Below are 22131 nucleotides of genomic sequence, written 5' to 3'. Positions count from 1 at the left end.
ATATATGAACAGCAAAGAAAAGAGAAACCCCTTCTAAACACATAAAAATCAAACACTTACTCCGTGGCATCAGATTAGCATATTATATCGCGAACTGAAACCACTACATTATGAGCAGTAAGATCCTATACGACACAAGTACAGAGGTATTGCCAGAGACCCAAAGTTCCCGAAAACAGAGCAGACCCGAGAAGACCACACACTTTGAGATCAACAGACTGGAAACGATCAGCAATGACCATCCTTTGCTGGATGGATTACAGGAAAGGCTGCAATACTTCGAGATCGTCTGGATGCAGGAAGGAAACGGCTGTATTTCTATTGACGCCCTTCAGCATCCTTTTGGCAACAACATGATCTATTGTCTGACGCCGGGGCAGGTCAGGCATTGCTGTTTTCAGCAAAATCCCAAAGGGTACTACATCTCCTTTTCGCAGGACTTCCTCTATCGCTGGGCCACCTACACCATGGGTACGACCTGGCTGGACACACAGATCTACGGTGTTGGATTGTCGGTTATATCCGCAGATGAGGATATGCAACTGGAGATCGAAGACCTGATGACAAAGATGTCCAAAGAATACATCAACCATTATCTGCTACGATCGGAAGTACTCGCCGGCCTGCTGAATATACTGGTGATCTATTTCTCCCGCCGGCAACAAATCAGGGTCAATGAACTGGTACAATCAAAAGAGATAGAGCTCGTACAGCGGTTCATCTCCCTGGTAAAGGTGCAATTCAGAACCATGAAGTTTGTCGCTGATTATGCCAGCGAACTTTGTGTAACAGCCAATCACCTGAACCGTATCGTCAAGAAAATAACCGGCATGCCCGCCAGTTCGCATATACAGCAACACATCATCATGGAAGCGAAAAGACAAGCCTTACATTCAAATGTCAGCATGAAAGAAATCGCTTATCTGCTGGGCTTTGACGATCATTCGCACTTTAGTAAATATTTCAAGAATAATTCCGGTATGAACTTTACCAGCTTTAAAAAAGGCCTGTCCAGCGAACTTGTGGCAGATAATGTTATTTAAGAAAAGATACACAACCAACTATTATTTCCTGATCATTACAGACAACAACAGTTAACCTTAAATGTACAACTGAGCACACTATTCCGCCATTGATGCCCGCACAGTCATATGATAGCTTTGTATACACCCGATATTATCTAAACATCATAAACGACAATAAATGACAAAGCAATCAATGAAAAACATACTGGCAGCGGGAGCTGTAGCAGCTGCAAGCGTGGTGAATAATGCGGATGCACAGACCAAAGTACTGGACCCGGCAAAAGATCCTGCGATCGAAACCCGTACAAAAGCATTCCTGAATGTACTGAACAGCGGCGGTGGTAAACCCATGGAACAAATGGCAGCTACTGATGCACGTAAGGTGCTGGAAGGCGCACAATCTTCCGTAAAAGTGGACCTTTCCGGCGTTGATGTAACCGAAAAGACCATTACGGAAGACGGACTGCAGGTAAAACTCTTTATCGTACGTCCATCCGGCGTAACAGGCACATTACCCGCATTTATGTTTTTCCATGGCGGTGGCTGGGTATTAGGCGACTTCCCTACACACCAGCGTTTTGTGAGAGATCTGGTCGTGTATTCAGGCGTTGCAGCCGTATTCGTAGAATATACCCGTTCTCCGGAAGCAAAATACCCGGTAGCGCTCAACGAAGCCTATGCTGCTACCAAATGGGTGGCTGCCCATGGCGCCGAAGTCAATCTTGATGGTAAAAGACTGGCAGTAGCAGGTAACAGCGCCGGGGGTAATCTGACCGCTGCGACCGCATTAATGGCGAAAAACAAGAAAGGTCCTGAGCTGAAATTTCAGCTGTTGTTCTGGCCGGTAGCCGATGCCAACTTTGAAACCGGATCCTATAACCAGTATGCTACGTCCCGTTTCCTGACAAAGAATATGATGATCTGGTTCTGGGATAACTACATCCCTAAATCCCAGCGTAAAGAGATCTATGCAGCCCCTTTACAGGCCACGCTGGATGAGCTGAAAGGCTTGCCTCCAACCCTGGTACAAACAGCTGAAAATGACGTACTGCGTGACGAAGGAGAAGCATATGCCCGCAAGATGGATGAAGCAGGCGTACCAGTTACACTTGTAAGAATTCAGGGCATGATACATGACTACGGACTGCTCAACCCATTGGCTGACGTACCAGCGGTACAATCAGCGTTAAGATATGCCGCAAACGAGCTGAAAAATGCCTTAAAATAGTAAGGCTACCAGCTTTCTGCTATAGTCCCTGTATAGTTACTCTCCGTTAGTGCTGCACTTATAACGTAGCATTAACGGAGAGTAACTATACAAGGACTATTCTTATACTATCTTTTGTTTGTTGCTCTGATTGTCAGCCTCCTTCGAATTATCCTACTTTTACCAGTATCTGTACAATGATAACAGTGAAAACCTAGCCGAATTATAAGTACCTTTCTGCCCAATAATCATCCTTCCATGACTAATATTACCGTTGAGTGGATGCGCTCCATTGAATCGCTCACAGGCGTTCCCGATAATCAGCTGCAATGGTTCATTGATAATTCCGAACGCAGAGAGTTAGCGGCAGGCTCATATGCTTTTAATGTAGGCGATGCAATGATCGGTACACATGTGCTGTTATCCGGCAGAATTAAGATATGCCAGATGCAGAATAACGAATTGCGGGAACTCATGATCGCAGAACCCGGACGTATACTGGGCTATCTGCCCTTCTCCCGTGGCATGACCTCCTCCGTAGCCGGTGAAGCAATAGACGACATCGTTTTATACACCCTGCCCATGGACAAGATAGAACCCATGATCAGGAATCATTTTGAAATAACACAGGCACTGGTACATATCATGACCAACCGGGTACGTGATTATACCTCCTTCATCCGCCAGAGCGAAAAAATGATGGCATTGGGTAAGCTTTCTGCCGGACTGGCACATGAGCTGAATAACCCGGCGGCAGCTGTTGTACGCGGCGCTCATTCCATGAAAAAACACCTGCAGTTACAGCCGGAGTTCTTTAAAAAGATCATGGAAATACGCATGGACGAAGCATCTATCAATCTGGTGAAAGAGAAAATGTTTGAAATCCTTTCACAACATAATATCCACAAGTCACAACTGACACTCGTACAACGCTCCCAGCTGGAAGACGAACTGACCGACTGGCTGGATGATCTCGATGTGGAAAACAGTGCAGAACTGGCGGAAAACTTTGTAGAATTTGGTTTTACATTAGAGCATCTCGATCAGTTCAGGCAGCGACTGGTTGAAAAAGACGTCTCCCCGATATTCAACTGGATCAACAATAACCTGATCACAGAGAAGATCGTTTCAGACATTGAAGAAGCGTCCAAGCGTATTGCTGATCTGGTGGGATCTGTAAAGTCATTCACCCACATGGACCAGGGTTATGATAAACAACTGACCAATATTCACGATGGTATCCGTACCACTATCTCTATCCTCCAATACAAGATCCGTAAGGGAAATATTGAGCTTGTGGAAGATTATGATACCAATCTGCCACCGCTGCGTGCTTTGATCGGAGAACTAAATCAGGTGTGGACAAATATCATCGACAACGCACTTGATGCGATGGAAGTGAACAAAAAAGGAAAGCTGTTTATTAAAACAGAACGGGACAAGGATTGTCTGAAAGTCATCATTACGGATGATGGTCCGGGTATTCCTGAGCATGTCCTGGAGCGTGTTTTTGACCCTTTCTTTACAACAAAAGAACCAGGTAAGGGCACCGGTCTCGGACTGGATATCGTATCACAGATCGTACGGCAGCATAAGGGTTATCTGAAAGCGGAGTCGAGGCCGGGAGAAACGAAGTTTATCGTGTCGCTGCCGATATTGGGATAGAAACTCAATTAGGAATTAAGAATTAAGAATTAAGAATTGAAATGCAGCGGAGATTGTGGAAGAGATGTGGAGGATATTGTGAAGGGGACGTGAGAGAGATTGTGAAGGAGATTTGTGGGGAGTGAGGAGTTTGCAGGATTTTTGCAGCATTGCATGCCAGAATTAGAGGACGATTAATAGTATTAATATGAATCAGAACTTACCATATATTCTCTGTATTGACGATGATCCACAGGTATTACGTGCACTTGTGAGAGACCTGAAAAGTCAGTACCGTGAGCAATACAGGATCATCAGCACAACCGTTATCAGTGAAGCACTGGAGTCTTTACTGGAGCTCAGAAATAAAGGGGAAACCGTGGCGATGTTCATTTCAGATCAGCGTATGCCTGAAATGGAAGGCGTGGATTTCCTTGAAAGAGCCATGGAATATTATCCGGATGCGCGTCGGGTGTTACTGACCGCTTATTCTGATACAGATGCGGCGATCAAGGCGATCAATTCTGTACAGCTGGATTATTACCTGGTGAAACCATGGAGTCCGCCGGAAGAGCGCCTGTATCCGGTACTGGATGACCTGCTGGAGAACTGGCAGAGCGTATACAAACCAGACTTCAGGGGCATTAAAGTGGTGGGGTATCAGTTCTCGCCAAAGTCACATTCTGTGAAAGATTTCCTGGCAGGTAACCTTATCCCCTACCAATGGCTGGATGTACAGAGTTCGGAGGAAGCAGGTAAATTAATGAACCTGAACAACCTGAGTCAGAAAGATGTACCGCTGGTTTTCTTTGAAGACGGTACTTTCCTTTCCAACCCATCCATCATTGATATTGCGCATAAAGTAGGTCTGAACCCACAGGTAAAACTGGATGTATACGATGTGGTAATCATCGGTGCTGGTCCTGCGGGACTCGCAGCAGGTGTATATGGCGCATCCGAAGGCCTGAAAACGCTGCTGATCGAAAGACGTGCTCCCGGCGGACAGGCGGGTACCAGTTCCCGTATTGAGAACTACCTGGGCTTCCCAAGTGGCCTGAGCGGTTCAGAACTGACCCGACGCGCTATTGCACAGGCTACACGACTGGGAACGGAGTTTATTACCCCACAGTCTGTAAAAGATATCAAACAGAAAGATGGTTATAAGAAGGTGATCCTGGAAGATGGTACGGAGATCAATACCCGTGCGGTGATCATCACCACCGGCGTTGATTACCGTCAGCTGGAAACCAAGGGCGTACCTGATTTCACCGGCGCAGGCGTTTATTACGGCGCAGCCATGACAGAAGCTTCTGCCTGTACCGGTATGGAAGTTTACATTGTGGGCGGCGGCAACTCCGCCGGACAAGCCGCTATGTACCTTTCCAAGTTTGCCAAAAACGTACATATCATTATTCGCCGGGAAGACCTGAGTAGTACCATGTCAGCTTACCTGATAGAACAGATCTCCGGCGTACCCAATATTACCCTGCATCCAAAAACAGAGATTGCGGAAGCAAAAGGCAGCGACCGCCTGGGCCAGCTGATCCTTTGTAATATAGATACCAAAGAGCAGCAGGAAGTGCATGCCGACGCCCTGTATATCTTTATCGGGGCCAAACCATTCACGGACTGGATCGCCCTGGATATCATCAAAGATGAAAAAGGCTTTATCAAAACAGGTGGCGATCTGCATAACTGTGAGGCATTCAGGCGGATATGGAAACAGGACCGTGATCCTTACCTGCTGGAAACCAGTTGTCCCGGCATTTTTGCAGCAGGAGATGTTCGTGCACAGGCAATGAACAGGGTGGCCGCAGCAGTCGGGGAAGGATCGATGGCGATCAGCTTTGTGCATAAATACCTGTCAGAAGTTAAGTAGCTTCTTAGGTATTTATACGACATTTGCTTCCCTGTTTTAATTGACTATGAAGGTTTGTATTGCTGAAAAACCAAGTGTAGCCAGAGACATTGCCGAAGTCATTGGCGCTAAAGAACGTAAGGATGGATATTACGAAGGCAACGGGTACCAGGTGACCTGGACCTTCGGGCATTTCTGTACGCTGAAAGAGCCACATGACTATACGGAACAATGGAAGTTCTGGCGACTGGAAGATCTCCCCATGATCCCCAGCAGTTTTGGCATCAAACTCATAGACAACTCGGGCGTCCAAAAGCAGTTCAAGGTCATCGAGCAGCTGGTACAACACAGTGAAGAAGTGATCAACTGTGGGGATGCCGGCCAGGAAGGGGAGCTTATCCAGCGATGGGTACTGCTCAAAGCACAGTGCACCGCGCCTGTAAAAAGGCTGTGGATCTCTTCACTGACAGAACAGGCCATCCGCGAAGGATTCCAGAAACTTAAAGACGCAGACCAATATAACAATCTGTATGCAGCGGGTAGTGCCAGAGCGATAGGCGACTGGTTACTGGGCATGAATGCCACCCGGCTGTTCACCAAGAAATTTGCTATGGGAAAGACTGTACTCTCCATCGGGAGGGTACAGACTCCTACCCTGGCGATGATCGTAGCCCGGCAGAAAGAGATCAACGCCTTCGTTTCTGAAGAATACTGGGAGTTGAAAACGGTATACCGGGAAGTGGAGTTTACCGCTACCATCGACCGTATCAAGGTGCTCGACCGGGCAGAAAAAGGGCTGGCTTATCTGAAAGAGCATCCTTTCGAAGTGACTTCCTTTGAGAAAAAAGAAGGAAAAGAGGGCAATCCCAAGCTGTTTGACCTCACCGCCTTACAGGTGGAAGCCAATAAGAAATACGCCTATTCCGCCGACGATACCCTGAAATACATTCAGAACCTGTATGAAAAAAAGCTGGTGACCTACCCAAGGGTGGATACCACTTACCTCTCTGAAGACCTGCATCCGAAAATCGCAGGTATCATGCAGGACCTGACGCCTTATGCGGCACTTACGGCTCCTATACTGGCCAATCCGATTCCAAAGCTCAAGACTGTTTTCGATGATAAAAAGGTGACAGATCACCATGCTATCATCCCTACCGGGATCTATCCATCCAATCTTGGTATGGAAGAGAAGCGCATTTATGACCTGGTAGCCAGACGTTTTATTGCGGCCTTCTATCCGGAGTGTAAGATCTCCAATACAACCATCCTTGGTAAAGTAGGTCAGGTGGAATTTAAAGTCACCGGTAAACAGATACTGGAGCCGGGCTGGAAGGAAGTATATGCCAATGATGTGACGCCTAAAAAAGAAGGCGAGGAAGAGGAGAAGATCCTGCCGGTATTTGAGGTCGGTGAAAGCGGTCCGCATACACCCAGAATTCATCAGGGTAAGACCACTCCACCGAAAGCATTCACAGAAGCGACCTTACTACGTGCCATGGAAACGGCTGGTAAACAGGTAGATGATGAGGAGATGCGTGAGTTATTGAAAGATAACGGTATCGGACGTCCGTCTACCCGTGCGAATATCATTGAAACCCTCTTCCGCCGGAAATATATTGAGAAACGTAAGAAGAATATTTTCGCGACACAGACCGGGATCGACCTCATTGATACCATTCAGACAGAACTGCTGAAAAGCCCTGAGCTGACCGGTATCTGGGAAGGTAAACTGCGTCAGATAGAGAAGGGAGAATATGCCATGGAGACCTTTAAACAGGAGTTGATCCAGATGGTAATTGACCTGACGATCGAAGTAAAGACCTCCAACTATAAAGTGATCACCGTAAGGCCTGATCAACCGGAAGAAAAAGAAAAGGAAAAAGAAGAGAAACCCAAAAAAGAGGCTAAATCTAAAGAGCCAAAGAAAGCCGTTGTTATAGCGGAGCAACAATGCCCTAAATGCAAGGCACACCCTCTCAGGAAAGGAAATACCGCTTACGGCTGCGCGAACTTTAATGTATGCGGCTTTAAAGTGCCATTTGAAGTCTTTGGCAAGAAACTCACCGACAAACAGATTGCCGATCTGCTGGCTAAAGGAAAGACCGGTAAGATCAAGGGCTGGAAACTACCAGGTGCTGCGGGTGATACGGAAGGTAAACTGATCCTGAATAAAGGATTTGAGCTGGAAGTAGAGAAGGCCTGATCATTTTTCCATGATCAGGGTAACGCCTTGTCCGCCGGCAGCGCAGACAGACACCAATCCCCTGCCTGATCCTTTTTCATGCAGCAGCTTTGCCATGGTAGCGATGACACGGGCACCGGTAGCTGCGAATGGATGTCCGGCAGCGAGACTACTCCCATGTACATTCAATTTGCTATGATCAATACTGCCCAATGCTTTGTCATAACCGAACTGTTTCATCAGGCCGGGTTGTTCCCATATTTTCAATAATGCCAGTACCTGTGCGGCAAAAGCTTCATGGATTTCGTAGTAATCGAAATCCTGTAAAGTGAGTCCTGCCTGTTCGAGCATCTTTACAGATGCATGTACGGGTGCCAGGAGCAGGTTATGCGGACTTTGGAGATAGTCTATCGCGGCAGTTGCTGCGAAGGTGATATAGGCTAGTACGGGTAATCCCTGTTGTCTTGCCCAATCTTCACTGGCCAGCAATATACAGGAAGCGCCATCCGTTAATGGGGAGGAATTACCGGCGGTAAGCGAACCACTGGTTTTATCGAAAGCGGGTTTGAGTCTGGCGAGTTTTTCCAGGCTGGTATCTCTTCTGAGGATGTTATCCCGGTCCAGTCCTGCGAATGGCGTCAGCATGTCATTAAAGAAGCCACTGTCATAGGCGGCGGCCATTTTCTGATGACTTTCCAGTGAATACCGGTCCTGGTCCTCACGGGAGATCTGGTAATATTTAGCAGTGATCTCAGTATGGCCTCCCATGGACAGTCCTGTGCGGGGTTCCATATTCATCGGCGCTACCGGTTTCAGGTCTTTCCACCTGATCCGGGAGAATGCCTGGATACGCTGCCCGAGCGTCTGTGCCCGGCGCACTGCCAGAAGGCTGCTACGTAATCCCTCACTGAAAACAAGGGGTACATCGCTGGCAGAGTCTACACCACCGGCAATACCGGCTTCTATCTGACCAAGCGCGATCTTGTGTGCGATATAAAGAGAAGCAGCAACACCCGTGTTACAGGCCTGCTGGATATCACAGGCAGCGGTAGCGTGATCGAGAGAGGAACCTAAGACGCATTCCCGCATCAGATTGATTTCCCGGCTATGTTTGATGACGGCGCCACCAGCAACTTCACCTAAAAGCATACCGCTCAGGTGATAACGATCTATCAGACCGTTTAAAGCGGCTGTCATCATGGCCTGATTCCCTTTATCGGCATAAAAAGTATTCTGCCTTGCGAAAGGGATACGGTTGTAACCAACAACGGCTACTCTGCGGGATTTCAGATCGGAAAGCATATACTAAATATACGATTATCGTACCCAACAATTACCTAAATTACATACTCAATTTTTACCCTATATGATTAAAAGTTTTAAGGCCCGCATCTGGGGACTGGTGCGTTGGGCGACCCTGATCTTTGCTGTACTGTTTGTTTTCAGATTCATTTATGGATACGTAGCTACTGACACCCGGCAGACCAATGACTATAGTGTTGACTTCTTTGAGAATATCAGCAATCTGAGAAAGAACTATGCATCCGAAAAGGTGCAATACAAGAGTAGCCAATCCATGTCTCAACCGGATATGTCAGCCCCTGCTGCTGCTCCCAGTCAGAAGTATGAAAAGACGGCTTCCATCCGTACAAAGTCTTCTCATTTTGAAGACGATGCCAAACAACTCTCCCAGCAAACGGAGTCCTTCAAAGCGATCGTACAGTACGAGCAGGCTTTAGGTCTGAAAGGTGGTCGTGAGCTCCACCTGATGATCGGGGTTAATCCGGAAGTCTTTGATTCCTTCTATCTGGCGATCCAGAAAATAGGCGTGATCAGGTCTACTGAGATCACCAAGGTGGATAAAACCAATGAATACCGTCAGCTGAATGCACAGAAAGCCTCTCTACTGAAAACACTGGAATCACTGAACGAATTAAAGTCAAAACCCGGCCCTATTACCGACCTGGTGGCCTTGCATGATAAAATTCTGGAGACAGAAGGCAAGTTGCAGGACCTCGGTGTTGAACTGGGCAATTTTGATACAGAGAATGAATTCTGTACCGTACGTGTATCATTATATGAAGGTGCGACCGAAAAGAAACCTATCAGTTTTATACATAGGGTGAGGGTAGCACTGGAGTGGACAATACATTACTTTACCTACCTGGTGTTTGCAGCTGTGGGCGTAATATGTGGCGCGTTCGTCCTGTTAGTGATCGTTGACAAACTGAAACTGATCAATAAGGTTGCAAAGAAACTGGAAGAATAAATATAGCCATACCTGTTACGGGTAAATGAACATTCGATCTATAAAATAGAAATATGAACAAAGTTGTTACGCCGCGTTACTCCGCGGCGTAACAACTTTTTGGGCAGTATGCCATCTGTTACTTTATGACTCAACTGACCAACAAAACATCAATGAATCACAGGAAGCGCATTATTTATACTTTCCTGCTAATACTGATCATATCAGGGCATCAGTTATCTGCACAAAGCAGGCGGCTGTTCCTGGTACAGGAAGGGGCAAAATATGGATATATCGACAGGCAGGGAAAGATGATCATTCCTCCCCGTTTCTATGACGCACGTAACTTTCTGGAAGGACTGGCAGCTGTAAGAGAAGGAGGTACTTTTGGATATATTGATACTACCGGCCACTTTGTAATACCTGCACGTTTTGACCGGGCAGAAAACTTCAAAAACGGGGTCGCTAAAGTATACGAAAAAGGCAAACCATTTTATATCGATAAGAGTGGTAATAAAGCGTTTGATCTCATCTATACAGACGTCGCACCTTTTTATAGCAACCGGGCTGTTGCCAGAACACTGAAGGGACTATATGGCATTATCGACAGGCAGGGTAAGCGGCTCACGGAAATGAAATACACCTATATCCGTAATTTCAGGAATGGGTATGCACTGGCTAAACATATGAATGATACCTTGGAATCTTTGATAGATACATCAGGACAAAAGATAAGGTTACCATACACATACACCCGCATATATGACTTCCCAAATAGTGGCCATTTTATTGTGGAAATGGTGAAGGATGGCAGAGAGCAGATAGGCTTATTTGATTCTACATTCCGGCAGGTTTTCCTGAAAGATAAAGCAGTGTTGAACACGCGGATCTTTTACGGCGATTTTCATGATGGCCTGATGAAGGTAGGTCTGAACCCGAATAGTATGTCAGGCCCCCAACATAATGATCATGCCTATATGGATACGACAGGCGCCATTATTTACCTGCCGGACGATATCATAGTAGCACGTGATTTCTGGTGTAACAGAGCTGTCATCGCTCATGAACGCGTGGGTGGCTGGAAATACCAGATGATTGATAAAAACGGGCAGCCCGTTTCTGATCGTTTATTTAATGGGGTAGAGCAATATGAAGGGAGATCAACGAATGGAACGGCCGTTGTATCTGTCGATAGCGGTGTCGGGATCATAGATTCGAATGGCGTATTCATTGTACAACCCAAATTTAAAAAAATAGAAAGCCCTGGTCTGATTGGCGACATCTTCATTTTCAGCGAAACGGGTCCTGATAGATACAGCATTTATGGCATATCCCGGAAAGACGGACACTATATCATACCTGCCATTATCAACCGTATTGAGCGTGTTTACGAAGAAGACAGTTTAATAGCATGCTCTATCGGACAAAGAGAGGTATATATGGATTTTTCAGGGAAAATAGTCTGGCAGACGCAGGACACCACTTCCATTTACAGTGTTAATACTGCTTACAAAGGCCACAACTACTATCGGGTCGATGCATTGCCAGTGCCCGGCCGCACAATGAAAAAACATGACAATTATCCGCTGACTATCCACCCGTCAGACAAGCGGTTCCCTGCCAATAAGATCAGCATAATAGCAGACACTACATCCAAAAGCATTATTAACGGAAGAAAGAACGGATTCAAGGTTTATATAGCCAATACCACCCACCGGAAGGTGCCTTTCTCGTCAATGGACAATACAATGCGGATGCATATAGAGGTACTGACACCTGATAACAAGTGGAATAACATTGAACTTTCAATGGATGGTATAAGCTGTGGCAATAGCGCATATGATGTCATACTTGGGCCTCAGCAATACTGGCAGATAGCCTGCCCGGTGTATGAAGGCAGTATCAAAACAAGGATGCGCGTGGCATTGGAATTTTACCCCAATCGTCCGCGGGACTATAGAAATGAAACTGTCATTTATAGCAATGAATTTGAGGGTAGTATCAATCCCGGGCAGCTGGTAGAACCCTTATCGGCTTTTCTTAGAAATGAGATCCCGGAAGAATTTTTCACGCCGGTAAAATAAGTTTCAGTGCATTTGGAAAGATTTTCCGTTTTTGATTCACTATCAACCAGCATATCTGCGTAAATTCATATTGTCACCTTTAAAAGAGCGTCTATGTCAATAAATGAAGTACAGGATAAACTGATTGAGGATGTAATGCACCTCGAAGATGAAGAAAGCCGCCAGCAATACATAGATAATATTGCAAAATCATTGCCTTTGATGGAAGACAAGTACAAACATGAACACTACCAGGTACAGGGCTGGATCTCTGATATCTGGGTACGTGCTGTCTATATCAAGGAAAAAGTGTGGTTCACAGCAGCCAGTAGCGATAAAGCAACAAATGGTCTGCTGGCTATGTTTTCAAGGGTTCTGTCCGGCAATCATCCCAAAGATATCGCTGATGCGGATATCTATTTTATGAACGAGATCTCTGGTCTGTTTCAGCCGTTCCTTACGCTGCAATGGCCGTTGATATTACGGAAAATGAAGTCACAGGCAGTAGCGTACCAGATACAGTTATTGCAGGCACTGTAAGCAAAGAAATCAGTTATAAGAGAAAGGCCGCTCAAATGTATTGAGCGGCCTTTTTCCTTAAACAATATGATAAGATTAAATCACGGGTTGGTAGACCATAAGCCCGCTTCTTTTACAAAGGTACGTCTGTTTAGCTTCAGCTGCATCACGATGAGCTCGGCAAAATCTTCTGCCTGCATCACTTTTTCCGGATTACCATCAGTCAGCTTAAGATCTATTGCCATATCTGTTGCAATAGTGCTTGGCGTCAAAGTGGTCACCCTGATATTCGACTTACGCACTTCCTGCATCAGCGACTCTGACATACCGATCAGTCCGAATTTAGATGCACTGTAAGCGCTGGTTACCGGGGCCCCTTTCTGACCCGCTGTAGAGGAGATATTAACGATATCACCTGTCTGACGGGATAACATACCAGGCAGTACTGAACGTACAACATAATAAGCACCAAAAAGGTTTACCTTAACTACCTGCTCCCATTCTTCTGGTTCCAGTTCCAGGAACTTTCCAAATTTTCCGATACCGGCGTTATTGATCAGAATATCGATGCTACCCAGTTCAGCTGTCATCTTTTCAATTGCTGCTTCTACCTCTTTCCTCTCGGCCACATCTGCGGTAGCATATACTACCTTTACACCTGTGCCCTTCAGTTCTTCCGCTACTGCCTGCAGATCTTTCTCTGTACGCGCCAGCAATGCCAGGTTCACTCCTTCTGCGGCCAGCTGTTTAGCAACTGCCTTCCCGATTCCTTTTCCTGCACCTGTTACGAGTGCGTTTTTTCCTTTTATTGATTCCATATCTCTGATGTATTTACATTTTCAGCGTTAAATATAGCCCTATCCTTTCACACGGCCCATTGCTGGATCGCTGAAGCCGGCTTTACCATTCTCCACACGACCGGCATACCTTCTTTCAAAGGATGATTGTCCGGTGATACGTACGCTGAAATCGTACCAGGAATGACTCTTTTGCAGATCCAGTACAATAGCTGTTTTGCTTCTGGCAGCCAGCGTCTTTTTCTGTGCTGGTTTGCCATACGCATGGTCGATAACTTCAACCGTCAGTGCCTGCGTATGGTGATTATTCAATTGCAGGGAAACATTGCCGGTAAAGGCCTTTCCTTTACGTTCATAGTCACACCATACTTCCAGTTGCGGCGCTTTGTCATTACCGGCAAATTCACGGAAGAAGCCGTTTGGTCCGTAGACACACAGATGATAAATACCGTTTTCAAATGATTGCAATGGCCAGTGATCCGCCAGTCTGTCGCCTGCTTTCACTGCATAGGCCCATGTTCTGACTGTTTCAAAGGTGCTATTATCACCGGAAAGGTATTTACCTGGCGCATACACATTGAATGGTACACCAGCGGCGGCTTTCCCTGCCAGTTCATTACCTGCTTTGAAGGATATTTCAAAACCGCCTTTACTCAGCTGACCATCCACATACATTTCATAAGGCAATGCACAGGCAGGTCTTATACCTTCCTCCTGTTTCGCCATATAAGGCGCTGTGGCCGGGTTTTTATTAATTGCAGCAATCTCCGCAGCCGTCAGTTTTTTGAACCCTGAAGGCACATCTTTGAATTGCGCTTTGTGAATACTCTCGATAAAGGTGTCTTTATCCCCAAAAGAAGGGAGCGGTATTTTCTCCCCGTTATAAGGCGTGAATACAGAACTGAGGTCACCACAGATCGTACGACGCCATTCGGAGATATTACTTTCAACGATATTTTTGCCTGTCTTGTGATGCAGGAAGCGCTCGAGGAACTGCAAGGTAGAAGTATGGTCAAATACTTCGGAGCAGACCATACCACCGCGGCTCCATGGAGAGGCGATAATCAGCGGTACACGATAGCCCAGACCAATAGGGCTTTCTCTCACGTCTTCTTCCTGCATACCATTTTTACGGAGTTCCTGTTCGCGTGTGACATACTCTACGCTGGTGTCGATACCTTCAGATACCAGACCAGTACCCGGACCATGAGGAGGTACAAATGGAGGTACGTGGTCGAAATCACCATCGTTTTCATCGTAAGCCAGGATAAAGATGGTCTTCTTCCAGACTTCCGGATTCTGTGTAAGGATATCCATTACTTCTGCCACATACCATGCGCCATACCATGGTGCACCAGGGTGATCGGAGAAGTTTTCAGGAGAGACGATCCAGGAAACAGCGGGCAACTGACCATTCTTTACATCTTCCCGGAACTGGTATAATACATCGCCTTTAGGCACCTGCATCGTACGTTCGGTGTTACCATCGTGATACTGTAAGGTGCTCAGCTGATGGTAATCGGGGTCTTTTTCGTTGGTGGTGAATGCTTTTCTGTGGATGTTCTTTTCCCGTTCGGACAGCAGTTCAAATTTCTCAGGACGCCATTTCTCCTCATGTTCCTGCAATTTGCGTAACAGTTCCCGTTTCTCCTGCAGCTCTTTCTGAGCAACATCTGCCTGTGTACCAGAGAGTGTCTTTAATTTATCTTCCAGGGCTGTAATAGCCGCTTTCTGTTTCTCTATGCTGCGTTGTACATGTTTATAGTGTGCAACCGAAAATTCCGGTCTGTATTGCGCAAAGAATTCAAGCGGGTTGTCGGTGAAGTTAGCCAGCCAGGAGTCTTCTTCACCTGTGAAACCAACACCTACGCTCAGTTCATTCTGGTATACTTTCCAGCTGATACCGTTTTCTTCCAGCCGTTCAGGGAAGGTGGTCCAGCTGGCAGGAACACCATAATCCACTTCTGAGTTACGTACGTTAGGCGCCGCATCAGGACTTTGTTTTTCGCGGATGGTACCTGTCCAGAAATAAAGTCTGTTTGGCGTGGTACCTGTCAGCGAAGAACAGAAGTTCTGGTCGCAGACAGTGAACGCGTCAGCCAGGGCGTAATAAAAAGGAATGTCTTCACGGGTGAAATAACCCATGGTGAGTGGCAGGTTGGCGTATTCTTTATTGCCGGACTGTTTTACATCCAGCCATTTGTCATATTTACCATTATTGCGGGCATCAACCTGGTTCTCCCATGAGTGCGGCAGAGAACTCATCCAGGTGACCTTTGAATCTTTGATATCGAGGCGGAAGGGAGCATAGGTTTCTCCTTTCGCATTGGACTGGAGCCATACCAGATTTTTATCAGGCTGTGTGATAGCGCGTGGATCATTGAATCCACGTACACCACGCAGGGTACCCAGACTATGATCGAACGAGCGGTTTTCCTGCATGAGCAGTACAACATGTTCCGCATCAAGGAAGGTAGTACCTGCAGCCGGATTGATGGCCATGGCTCTCTGAATGGAAGCTGGCAATACACCTGCCAGACCTGCGCCGCCTGATAGTAATGCGGCTTTTTTGATAAAGTCTCTCCTGGTATCCATAATGCTGACAAGATACATAACCTGCTGCAAGCTGAAGCCATATATGATCAATCTTCAATGTAATTTAATACCACATTAATGTGAGGCTCACAGGTATTATTATTATCTTTCGTCCAATTAAACCGATACTATATGAATAAGAGAATGTTGTTTTACCCGCTGATTATCGGCTTTTTCGGATGTCTTATCTGGTTTATCATCAATAAGGGCAGCCATTTAACGACCGACGGCAGTACCCCTGCCAGTACTGTGGCTGCTGCTGCGGCTCCTGCATCTGCACACACCACTAGTACGACTTCTACAGCGGAGAGCGTCTGGAATTCCATGGTGCAAAATGTGCATCATCCTTTAGCTTTATTACTGTTACAGATTATCCTGATATTGATCACTGCAAGGATATTTGGCTGGCTGGCAAATAAGATCGGACAACCTTCAGTAGTGGGAGAAATTGTAGCTGGTATTTGCCTCGGGCCGTCCCTGCTTGGTACCTTATGGCCATCAGGAAGTGCGTTTATTTTTCCAGCAGAAGGTTTTAAAAATCTGCAGTTTTTGAGTCAGATAGGTCTTGCCTTCTTCATGTTTGTGGTGGGTATGGAACTGGACACAGACAAGATGAAGAACAAAGCACACGATGCCGTGATGATCAGTCATGCGAGCATTGTATTTCCTTTCTTCCTGGGTGTAGGATTAGCCTATCATATGTATGCCCGCTTTGCACCTGCAAATGTAAGCTTCCTGTCTTTTGCGTTATTTATGGGTATTGCGATGAGCATTACTGCGTTCCCAGTTTTAGCGCGTATTGTACAGGAGAGAAAACTGAGCAGTACGCCACTGGGACTGCTGGCTATTACCTGCGCTGCTGCAGATGATGTTACGGCATGGTGTATCCTGGCAGTTGTTATAGCGATCGTGAAGGCAGTTACATTATGGACTGCTGTTTTAACCCTGGTGTTATCACTGATCTTCGTCGGGTTCATGCTATATATATTGAAACCCTGGTTAGCTAAAAAAATAACACGTTTTCAGGAGCAACATAAAGAGAAATCAATTGTTGCCCTCGCGTTTATGACCTTACTATTTTCCGCATGGGCTGCGGAGGTAATAGGCATACATGCATTATTTGGCGCCTTCCTGGCAGGTGTGATCATGCCATCAGAAGTATCAGTACAGAAACTGCTGACTGATAAACTGGAAGATGTGAGTGTATTGTTATTACTGCCTATCTTCTTTGTGTTCACCGGACTGCGTACACAGATCGGCTTACTGGGTCAGGGCAATCTCTGGGCAGTGTTTGGTCTGATCATGCTGGTAGCTGTGGGCGGCAAACTGGGAGGAAGTGCGCTTACTGCCAAATTAATGGGACAATCCTGGATGGACTCTCTTGGTATTGGTGCGCTGATGAACACCAGGGGATTGATGGAACTGGTGGTGTTAAACATCGGTTATGACCTGGGGATCCTTTCTCCGGAGGTGTTTGCGATGCTGGTACTGATGGCCCTGGCGACCACATTTATGACGGGTCCGTTGCTTGATGTGGTGAAGAAAGTGGAAGAGAGCAGATTACAGGCGAGCCAGATAGGCTAATTTCAATTAGGAATTAAGAATTAGGCGGTTTAAAACGCTGCTCTATAAAAGCAAAACGCTGCGGGGATCATCTTCGCAGCGTTTTGCTTTTATGGCAATATGCAATTGTGCTGATTGAGTCCGACGGCAATACTTCCAGGAGCTGCAATACGATGAAGCCATCGCCTATCTTCAATTCACTATTGATAGTAATGGTGTGCAGCACATCTCTTGCCCGCTTATACCTTGTATTCAACGGCTGGTAGACACTGATAGGCTTGTCTTATTCTAGCACTCTCTTAAAATGAACAGAACATATCAAAATAGAGATGATTGATAGCTCATCCGGAGATGGCAACAATGTAGCAGGAGAACATTGCCAATAAGTTGTACTGTAGGATCTGGATGCCTGTCATGTGCAGGTGCATTTAGTCCAATACAGGTTGATTCGAAAAGCTATTCCTAATTCTTCCTTTCCAAACACAACCGATTATAAAAACAGAAAGGCCTGATCGATGATCAGGCCTCTTGTATTAGTTCAGTATGATTAATGCAGCGTTGTTTTCTTCAAAGTTGGCTTCTTCGCTGTTACCGGTTTTTTAGCAGTTGTTTTCCTGGCAACTGTCTTCTTTTTCGCGGTTGGCGTTTTTGCCTTTCCTTTTGCTGTTGCTTTCGCTTTAGCAGAAGATTTTGAAGTTTTGGAGGTTTTCGCTGTTGTACTAGTGGTCACTGGTTTCTTTGCTTTCGCCTCAGCTGGAGCAGCTACTTTTACCGGAGCAGGGAAGCGGGATTTATCGAAGGTGGTTGCTTTGTCATCCAGCATCATCTGTAATGATTCCTTCAGTATTTCCTCTTTCTCTGTCTGGAATTCCTTCATTTTCTCTTTCGGAATTCTCAGGTCGTAGCTATTTTCAGGTCCTGACATCATTTTAGCGAAATCAGGATTGAGGTGTTCCAGATCGGAAAGTTCCATATTCAGTTTCTTAGCAATAGCATCCAGGCGGTATTTGCCGGAGATATTGAATTCAACTGTGTTGAACATTTCTTCTTCTGAAAGTTCAGTTGTAGTATATGCTGCGGCAGTAGGAGCCGGAGCAGCAACAACTGTACTCATATCGTTACCTACACCGAAGAAGTTATTAAACCTGTCGAGGATGTAACCGGTAGCGATGAATTTGTAAACGTGATTGCGGGATTCAGCTGGCAGGAAGTATTGCATACCCCAGAAGTCGCTGCGACCGCTTGCGTTCATGGCACGTTGTACGCCACCAGGACCGCAGTTATAAGCAGCTACCACGAGTAACCAGTCACCGAACTGATTGTACAGTTCGTTCAGGAATTTGGCAGCAGCTACCGTAGACTTATAGAAGTCTTTTCTTTCGTCCACTTTTTTACCCACACTGAGACCGAAGATACGCGCAGTACCGGACATAAACTGCCAGGCACCCACTGCACCTACACGGGAACGTGCGTTGGTATTAAAGGAAGATTCGATTACGGCGAGATACTTCATTTCCTCGGGAATCCCGTGTTCTCTGAAGATTTTCTCCACCATTACGAAGTAAGGTTGCCCTCTGGACACCATTACCTGCAGGTGTTGGCTATACCTGCTGGCAAAGTTATTGATGTATCCAGCTACAATGTTGTTGTTGATCTGTTCATAGACCTTCGGGCTGCTGATGCTGGACGGAAGGCTTTGCGCATTTTTACGCACAGCCTGTGACGTTGCGGAAGGCACGACTATAGTGTCCTTAGGCAGACGTACTTTGTGGTTCAGTACCGTAGTATCCGGTCCCCCATATGGAGTAACCATCTCTTTAGGTACACTATTGCCACCAATCGCTCTCATTTGCACTGCACCCAGCGATGGCAACAGCAGTAGTAAAAAGATTTTCCTCATACACATATTTATTTTAAACAGGAGTAACCTGTCTTAACTGCATAGCGTGTTCCGCAATGCTTAACAGGTTTGCTTCGCTAAATTGCTTTGTGATGATCTGTACACCGTATGGCATCCCATTTGAATGCCGCTGCAAAGGTACGGAAATTGCCGGAACCCCTGCCAGATTTGCCAGTACCGTATAAATATCGGCCAGGTACATGGCTATCGGATCATTTGTTTTTTCTCCAATCTTAAATGCTGTAGATGGTACAGTTGGCATTACGATGGCATCATATTCAGATAAAATTTCATCCAATTTATCCACCACCATTCGTCTAACTTGTTGAGCTTTAGCAAAGTAGGCATCGTAATAACCTGCACTAAGTACAAAAGTCCCAAGTAAGATACGCCGTTTTACTTCTTTTCCAAAACCTTCTGACCGACTTTTCTTGTAAAAGTCAGCAAGTTCAAGATTATTTAATGAAGTTCTGTGTCCGTATTTAACTCCATCAAACCGTGAAAGGTTAGAGGAAGCTTCTGCAGTGGTCAACACATAATATGCGGGCACTACATAATCAAGGTAAGCGAAATCAGCTGCTGTAACAGTATCACCTGCAGCTTCTAACTCTTCAAAAAAGCGGGTATAGCCTTCCTTCATTTCCTCATCCAGGCCGGGGTGAAACAACGCATCCTTTAAATACGCTATTTTCCAGGATTTATTGTGTACGATCTGGTAATCAGGTACTTCTTCATTTGAAGCCGTACTATCATACCCGTCGGGCCCTGCAATAAACTGCAGCACCCTTGCCACATCTGCAATATTCCTGCCAAAAATCCCGATCTGATCGAACGAAGAGGCATATGCAATTAACCCATAGCGGGAAATCCTGCCATAAGTTGGTTTTAATCCTACAATACCACAGAAATCAGCAGGTTGTCTCACAGAACCGCCGGTATCACTACCAAGGCTGACCATACAAAGATCTGCCTGCACAGCTACTGCTGACCCTCCGGAGGACCCTCCCGGTACACGGGAATTGTCCAGTGCGTTCAACACCGGACCATAAGCGGAGTTCTCATTTGTGGATCCCATTGCAAACTCGTCACAATTGAGATTACCAATAATAATGGCGTCTTCTGCCAGGAGTCTTTCGACTGCCGTAGCAGAATACAGTGAAGTAAATCCCTCCAGTATGCGAGAAGCAGCGCTTACTTTATGTCCTTTATAACAGATAACATCCTTAATGCCTATCACAATGCCCGCAAGCGCTCCCACAGACTCTCCGTTCTTTATACGGGTATCCAGTGCATGCGCTTTCGCAAGGGCTTCCTCTTCAAAAACTTCCAGGTAAGCATTCAGGTGTTTTGTCTGTCCGATACGGTCAAGGTAATACCGTACCATCTCCGTACAGGTTGTTCTGCCGGCGTATAATGCTTCATGAAAAGCCGATATACTGCTGTATTCAGACAAAGCCAAACCAGTTAATTGCTTAAAAAATAATGTAAAGTCAAACTTGAAAAACTGCTACTGAAAAGGTTTTCAGTTGGCATATGGTATATAGCAATTCATACAGTGTTTTACTGCATCTCCCTTCACAGGCATACTACTCCCCTATTCACGTCTGAATCAAATAAAAAGAAAAACCTGATTCCTTTAGCAGGACTAATTAGGCATTCTTGTGGTCAGTCGTAGCCGGCTGATCTTTCATACCGTCTTCGATCTCTTTACGCACGTTGTTCTTCGCATCGTTGAACTCACGGATACCTTTACCAAGGCCACGCATCAGTTCAGGGATTTTCTTACCACCAAACAGCAGTAATACAACCAGAGCGATCAAGAGTAATTCTGTCATACCTAATTCCTGAAATAATAAAAACGGTGATTTAAAAGCGGCAGTCATTTTCTCAGTTTTAAACGTTAAGCAAACAAAGATAGGTAAATATATTCGGGAATTATCCTCGGGTAGATTGGCTGGCAAAGTTTTAATACTATTTTAAGAGCATTGCTTATTGCCGCGTCTGGTCCCTATAGACATGAAAAAAACGGGGAGCCAAACGGTCCCCGTTATCACTAATTTCCCTGTATTTATACTAAACCCTTTTCTCTTTGATACGGGCAGCTTTACCAGCACGTTCGCGCAGGTAGAACAGTCTAGCCCTTCTAACTTTACCAACCTTATTCAGCACGATTCCGTCGATGTGTGGAGACAGCAAAGGGAAAATCCTTTCTACACCTACTCCATCAGAAATCTTTCTTACTGTAAAAGTAACAGTAGCACCAGTACCCTGGATTTTCAATACATCACCTTTGAAGGACTGGATTCTTTCCTTGCTACCTTCAACAATTTTATAGTTTACAGTGACGTTATCACCGGCTTTAAACTTCGGGTATGATTTCTTACCTGACAGTTGCTCGTGAACAAAAGAAATAGCGTTCATCTTTCAAATATTTATCGGAGTGCAAAGGTAGTTTAGAAATACACAACTTCCAAATAAGAACCCCGTTTATTAAATAATAATTTCCCAAATGGTTGACAATCAACCA

16 protein-coding genes are annotated in these 22131 nt (G+C 45.8%); 9 read left to right on the top strand and 7 right to left on the bottom strand.

What is annotated here, in order from left to right; genetic code table 11:
• Window positions 1-110: 110 nt before the first annotated feature.
• The 5 genes from BMZ72_RS20235 to BMZ72_RS20215 all read left to right on the top strand — a co-directional run bounded on the left by BMZ72_RS20235 (window position 111) and on the right by BMZ72_RS20215 (window position 7940).
• Window positions 111-1043: a helix-turn-helix domain-containing protein gene (locus tag BMZ72_RS20235; protein WP_089811513.1), complete on the top strand. Its 933-nt coding sequence runs from the start codon at window positions 111-113 to the stop codon at window positions 1041-1043.
• A gap of 160 nt (window positions 1044-1203) precedes the next feature.
• Entirely contained in the window at window positions 1204-2253 is a 1050-nt protein-coding gene (locus BMZ72_RS20230; protein ID WP_089811512.1) for an alpha/beta hydrolase, read from the top strand.
• A gap of 237 nt (window positions 2254-2490) precedes the next feature.
• Complete coding sequence (locus BMZ72_RS20225; RefSeq protein WP_089811511.1) at window positions 2491-3897, top strand: ATP-binding protein; 1407 nt, start codon at window positions 2491-2493, stop codon at window positions 3895-3897.
• A 187-nt stretch (window positions 3898-4084) separates the two neighbouring features.
• Window positions 4085-5755, top strand: a complete 1671-nt coding sequence (locus tag BMZ72_RS20220) for an FAD-dependent oxidoreductase (RefSeq protein ID WP_089811510.1) — start codon at window positions 4085-4087, stop codon at window positions 5753-5755.
• Between the two features lie 46 nt (window positions 5756-5801).
• Window positions 5802-7940, top strand: a complete 2139-nt coding sequence (locus BMZ72_RS20215) for a type IA DNA topoisomerase (RefSeq protein WP_089811509.1) — start codon at window positions 5802-5804, stop codon at window positions 7938-7940.
• Here the strand turns inward: BMZ72_RS20215 and BMZ72_RS20210 are convergent, their stop codons facing one another.
• The gene (locus BMZ72_RS20210; RefSeq protein ID WP_089811508.1) at window positions 7941-9221 is read right to left on the bottom strand and encodes an acetyl-CoA C-acetyltransferase; all 1281 of its coding nucleotides are present in this window, start codon (window positions 9219-9221) and stop codon (window positions 7941-7943) included.
• Window positions 9222-9285: 64 nt separating this feature from the next.
• Between BMZ72_RS20210 and BMZ72_RS20205 the strand changes: the two genes are divergently transcribed.
• From BMZ72_RS20205 to BMZ72_RS20195, 3 genes are all read left to right on the top strand, one after another.
• Complete coding sequence (locus tag BMZ72_RS20205; RefSeq protein ID WP_089811507.1) at window positions 9286-10188, top strand: DUF4349 domain-containing protein; 903 nt, start codon at window positions 9286-9288, stop codon at window positions 10186-10188.
• Between the two features lie 152 nt (window positions 10189-10340).
• The gene (locus tag BMZ72_RS20200; protein WP_177222857.1) at window positions 10341-12251 is read left to right on the top strand and encodes a WG repeat-containing protein; all 1911 of its coding nucleotides are present in this window, start codon (window positions 10341-10343) and stop codon (window positions 12249-12251) included.
• A gap of 93 nt (window positions 12252-12344) precedes the next feature.
• Complete coding sequence (locus BMZ72_RS20195; protein ID WP_012789012.1) at window positions 12345-12770, top strand: SufE family protein; 426 nt, start codon at window positions 12345-12347, stop codon at window positions 12768-12770.
• Between the two features lie 80 nt (window positions 12771-12850).
• Here the strand turns inward: BMZ72_RS20195 and BMZ72_RS20190 are convergent, their stop codons facing one another.
• Together BMZ72_RS20190 and BMZ72_RS20185 are read right to left on the bottom strand one after the other, a co-directional pair.
• Window positions 12851-13567, bottom strand: coding sequence for a 3-ketoacyl-ACP reductase (locus BMZ72_RS20190; RefSeq protein WP_089811505.1), 717 nt, complete (start codon window positions 13565-13567; stop codon window positions 12851-12853).
• Between the two features lie 39 nt (window positions 13568-13606).
• Window positions 13607-16141, bottom strand: coding sequence for a phosphocholine-specific phospholipase C (locus tag BMZ72_RS20185; protein ID WP_089811612.1), 2535 nt, complete (start codon window positions 16139-16141; stop codon window positions 13607-13609).
• A 132-nt stretch (window positions 16142-16273) separates the two neighbouring features.
• Between BMZ72_RS20185 and BMZ72_RS20180 the strand changes: the two genes are divergently transcribed.
• Window positions 16274-17725, top strand: coding sequence for a cation:proton antiporter (locus BMZ72_RS20180; protein WP_089811504.1), 1452 nt, complete (start codon window positions 16274-16276; stop codon window positions 17723-17725).
• Window positions 17726-18251: 526 nt separating this feature from the next.
• On the opposite strand, the gene BMZ72_RS20175 is transcribed toward BMZ72_RS20180, so the two are convergent.
• From BMZ72_RS20175 to rplS, 4 genes are all read right to left on the bottom strand, one after another.
• Window positions 18252-19604 (bottom strand): lytic transglycosylase domain-containing protein, encoded by a 1353-nt coding sequence (locus BMZ72_RS20175; protein WP_177222856.1) that lies wholly within the window; start codon window positions 19602-19604, stop codon window positions 18252-18254.
• 13 nt (window positions 19605-19617) lie between these two features.
• A complete protein-coding gene (gatA, locus tag BMZ72_RS20170) occupies window positions 19618-21057 on the bottom strand; it encodes an Asp-tRNA(Asn)/Glu-tRNA(Gln) amidotransferase subunit GatA (protein WP_089811611.1) in 1440 nt (479 codons plus the stop codon).
• Between the two features lie 196 nt (window positions 21058-21253).
• The gene (locus BMZ72_RS20165) at window positions 21254-21439 is read right to left on the bottom strand and encodes a Sec-independent protein translocase subunit TatA/TatB (RefSeq protein WP_044220993.1); all 186 of its coding nucleotides are present in this window, start codon (window positions 21437-21439) and stop codon (window positions 21254-21256) included.
• Window positions 21440-21677: 238 nt separating this feature from the next.
• Entirely contained in the window at window positions 21678-22025 is a 348-nt protein-coding gene (gene rplS / locus BMZ72_RS20160) for a 50S ribosomal protein L19 (RefSeq protein ID WP_012789005.1), read from the bottom strand.
• Window positions 22026-22131: the final 106 nt, after the last annotated feature.

The organism is Chitinophaga sp. YR627, assembly GCF_900114995.1.
Lineage (GTDB): Bacteria > Bacteroidota > Bacteroidia > Chitinophagales > Chitinophagaceae > Chitinophaga.
The sequence above is the reverse complement of the archived record's forward strand: the minus strand, read 5'-3'. Positions and strand labels throughout refer to the sequence as shown.

Coding starts and splice junctions, on each gene's coding strand:
- BMZ72_RS20235 (WP_089811513.1), top strand. CDS start 111: ATGAGCAGTAAGATCCTATACGACACAAGTACAGAGGTATTGCCAGAG.
- BMZ72_RS20230 (WP_089811512.1), top strand. CDS start 1,204: ATGACAAAGCAATCAATGAAAAACATACTGGCAGCGGGAGCTGTAGCA.
- BMZ72_RS20225 (WP_089811511.1), top strand. CDS start 2,491: ATGACTAATATTACCGTTGAGTGGATGCGCTCCATTGAATCGCTCACA.
- BMZ72_RS20220 (WP_089811510.1), top strand. CDS start 4,085: ATGAATCAGAACTTACCATATATTCTCTGTATTGACGATGATCCACAG.
- BMZ72_RS20215 (WP_089811509.1), top strand. CDS start 5,802: ATGAAGGTTTGTATTGCTGAAAAACCAAGTGTAGCCAGAGACATTGCC.
- BMZ72_RS20210 (WP_089811508.1), bottom strand. CDS start 9,221: ATGCTTTCCGATCTGAAATCCCGCAGAGTAGCCGTTGTTGGTTACAAC.
- BMZ72_RS20205 (WP_089811507.1), top strand. CDS start 9,286: ATGATTAAAAGTTTTAAGGCCCGCATCTGGGGACTGGTGCGTTGGGCG.
- BMZ72_RS20200 (WP_177222857.1), top strand. CDS start 10,341: ATGAATCACAGGAAGCGCATTATTTATACTTTCCTGCTAATACTGATC.
- BMZ72_RS20195 (WP_012789012.1), top strand. CDS start 12,345: ATGTCAATAAATGAAGTACAGGATAAACTGATTGAGGATGTAATGCAC.
- BMZ72_RS20190 (WP_089811505.1), bottom strand. CDS start 13,567: ATGGAATCAATAAAAGGAAAAAACGCACTCGTAACAGGTGCAGGAAAA.
- BMZ72_RS20185 (WP_089811612.1), bottom strand. CDS start 16,141: ATGGATACCAGGAGAGACTTTATCAAAAAAGCCGCATTACTATCAGGC.
- BMZ72_RS20180 (WP_089811504.1), top strand. CDS start 16,274: ATGAATAAGAGAATGTTGTTTTACCCGCTGATTATCGGCTTTTTCGGA.
- BMZ72_RS20175 (WP_177222856.1), bottom strand. CDS start 19,604: ATGAGGAAAATCTTTTTACTACTGCTGTTGCCATCGCTGGGTGCAGTG.
- BMZ72_RS20165 (WP_044220993.1), bottom strand. CDS start 21,439: ATGACAGAATTACTCTTGATCGCTCTGGTTGTATTACTGCTGTTTGGT.
- rplS (WP_012789005.1), bottom strand. CDS start 22,025: ATGAACGCTATTTCTTTTGTTCACGAGCAACTGTCAGGTAAGAAATCA.